The organism is Kitasatospora sp. NPDC086791 (genome assembly GCF_040685975.1).
Lineage (GTDB): Bacteria > Actinomycetota > Actinomycetes > Streptomycetales > Streptomycetaceae > Kitasatospora.
Genome location: NZ_JBFBOC010000067.1, coordinates 1 through 3,169, shown reverse-complemented (window position 1 = coordinate 3,169; position 3,169 = coordinate 1). Strand labels below are relative to the sequence as shown.

Here is a 3,169-nt window from a genome sequence, read left to right as displayed (position 1 = left end):
GGTGTGGAGCCTGATGCCGTCGTGGGGCATTCGCAGGGGGAGATCGCGGCGGCGTGCGTGGCGGGGGCGTTGTCGTTGGAGGACGCCGCCAGGGTGGTGGCTCTGCGCAGCAGGGCGCTGGCGGTGTTGGCCGACCGGGGCGGCATGGTTTCCATAGGGCTCGGGCATGCGCGGGCCGCCGACTTCGTGGCCCGCTGGGACGGCCGGCTGACGGTGGCGGTGGTCAACTCGGCGGACAGCGTGGTGGTATCGGGTGATCTGGACGCGCTGGACGAGCTGCTGGCGGCCTGTGAGACCGACGGCGTCCGCGCCCGCCGTCTGCCCGTCGACTACGCCGCCCACTCCGTCCAGGTCGAGGCGATCCGCGAGCAACTGGTCACCGACCTCGCCGGGATCGAGCCGAGGACCGCGGACGTCCCCTTCTACTCCACGGTCACCGCGGAACCGGTCGACACCTCCGCCCTCGACGCCGATTACTGGTACCGCAACCTCCGCGAACCTGTGCTGTTCGACCAGACCACCCGTGCGCTGCTCGACCACGGCCACACCGTCTTCGTCGAGGTCAGCCCGCACCCGGTCCTGGTGCCGGTGATGGACGGCGTGGTGACCGGCACGCTGCGCCGCGGCAGCGGCAGGCAGGAATTCCACCTCGCCCTGGCGCGCCTGCACACGCACGGCGTGGCCGTCGACTGGACGCCGGTCTTCCCCGGCGAGCCCCACCATGTCCCGCTGCCGACGTACGCCTTCCAGCACCGGCCGTACTGGTTGAACCCCGCCGCCGCGAAGGGCGACGTGTCGGCGGCGGGACTGGATCCGGCCGGGCACCCGCTGCTCGGGGCCGTCGTCGAACTGGCCGGGGACCAGAGCGTCCTGCTCACGGGGCGGCTCTCGACGGCCACCCGGCCGTGGCTGGCCGACCACGTCGTCTTGGGCTCCGTGCTGCTGCCCGGCACCGTGTTCGTCGAACTCGTCATGCACGCCGGACGGCAGGCCGGCTGCGACGTCCTGGACGAACTGGTGCTGGAAGCCCCCATGATCCTGCCGGACGACGGTTCCGTGCCGGTTCAGGTCGTCGTCGGCGCACCGGACGGGACGGGCCGACGCCCCGTCACCGTGCACTCCCGGACGGGCGGCACCTGGCTGCGGCACGCCACCGGCATGCTGGCGACCGGCGGCCGCCCCCACCCGTACGACACCGGCGAGCCCTGGCAGCCGGCCGGTGAGCCCGTCGACCTGACCGACTTCTACGACACCCTCGCCGACCAGGGCTACGAGTACGGACCGGTGTTCGCGGGCGTACGGGAGATCCGGCGGCAGGGCGACGAGCTCTATGCCGAGGTGGCGCTGCCCGTCGACACCCGCGACCGCTTCGGTCTCCACCCCGCGCTGCTCGACGCCGCACTCCAGCCGCTGACCCTGCTGGCGGCCGGCCGCCTGCCGTTCTCCTTCGCCGGGGTGTCGATGCGGAAAGCCGGCTCCACGGCCCGGGTCCGCCTCACACCCACCGGCCCCGACACCTTCCGGGTCGCGCTCGCCGACGAATCCGGGCCGCTGGCGGTGATCGAGGCGCTGACCGTGCGCCACCGGCCGCCGGGCATGCCGGTCGCCGGGACCGACCAGCTCTTCCGCCTCGACTGGGTGCCCGTCGAGAGCACCGGCGAACCCCCGGCCGTCCACCACGTCACGCCCCCGGCGGGAGACCCCGTGGCGGCCGCGCACACCGTCGCCGCCGAGACGCTGGGCGTGCTCCAGGACTTCCTGCGCGACGGGGACGGCCGGCTGGCCGTCGTGACCCGCGGGGCGGTTGGGCCGGACCCCGTCGACCTGCCGTCCAGCGTCGTCTGGGGCCTGGTCCGCGCGGCCCAGGCGGAACACCCCGACCGGTTCGTGCTCGTCGACACCGACGACCGCGTCCTCCTCGCGGGGGACGAACCGCAGCTTGTCGTCCGCGACGGCGCGGCCCACGCCGCCCGCCTGGTACGAGCCGAAGCGGCCCCGGCACCCGGTCCGCTCGACCCGAACGGCACCGTGCTGATCACCGGAGGCACCGGAACACTGGGCCGCCTCGTCGCCCGGCACCTGCGCGACCGGCACGGCATCCGGCACCTGCTCCTGCTCAGCAGGACCGCGGCGGAGGTGGACTTCGACGCCGAGGTGGTGGCCTGCGACGTGGCCGACCGGGACGCGCTGGCGGCCGTACTGGACTCGATCCCGGCCGCGCACCCGCTGACCGCGGTCGTGCACGCGGCCGGCGTGCTCGACGACGGCGTCGTCGAATCCCTCACGCCCGGCCGGATCGACCAGGTGCTGCGGCCCAAGGCCGACGCCGCCTGGCACCTGCACGAGCTGACGAAAGACCTCGGCCTGAGCGCATTCGTGCTCTTCTCGTCCGCCGCCGGTGTGCTGGGCGGCCCGGGCCAGGCGAACTACGCCGCCGCGAACGCCTTCCTGGACGCCCTCGCCGTGCACCGGCGTGCCCTGGGCCTGCCGGGCGTGTCGCTGGCCTGGGGACAATGGGCCGAGGCCAGCGGGCTGACCGAACACCTCACCGACACCGACCGCAAGCGCCTCGCCCGCGCCGGCGTGCTGCCGATGCCCACGAACCAGGCGCTGGCACTGTTCGACCTGGCCCTGGGCGCCGCCGATCCCGCGCTGGTCCCCGCACACCTCGACCTGTCGGCGGCGTCCACCCGCCCCCTGCTCAGCCGTCTCACCCGTACCAGGCCCGCCCGGCGCACGGACCGGCCGGGCCTGGGCAGGGAACTGACGGCCCTGCCCGAGACCGAGCAGCACAGCCGCGTCCTGGAACTGGTCACCGGCCAGACGGCCGCGGTCCTCGGCCACACCGACACCGCGGCCGTCAGCGCCGAGCGGACCTTCAAGGACCTGGGCTTCGATTCGCTCACCGCAGTGGAACTGCGCAACCGCCTGTCCGCGGTCGCCGGGGTACGGCTGCCCGCGACGATGGTCTTCGACTACCCGACCCCCGACGCGCTGGCCGGCCACCTGCGGGACCTCCTGGTCGGCGCCCGGCGCCAGGCCCCCGCCTCACCCGTGCCGGTCGGGGTTCCGGTGTCGGGTGATCCGGTGGTGGTGGTGGGGTTGGGGGCCCGGTATCCGGGTGGGGTGGGGTCGGCGCAGGAGTTGTGGGGTCTGGTGGCGGGCGGGG

Annotated in this window: 1 protein-coding gene; it reads left to right on the top strand. The window is 74.3% G+C overall.

From position 1 onward, the window contains the following. Positions 1–3 precede the first annotated feature (3 nt). Positions 4–3,169 (top strand): SDR family NAD(P)-dependent oxidoreductase (locus tag AB0Q99_RS34210; RefSeq protein WP_363578159.1); only part of this gene is annotated, 3,166 nt, incomplete at its 3' end.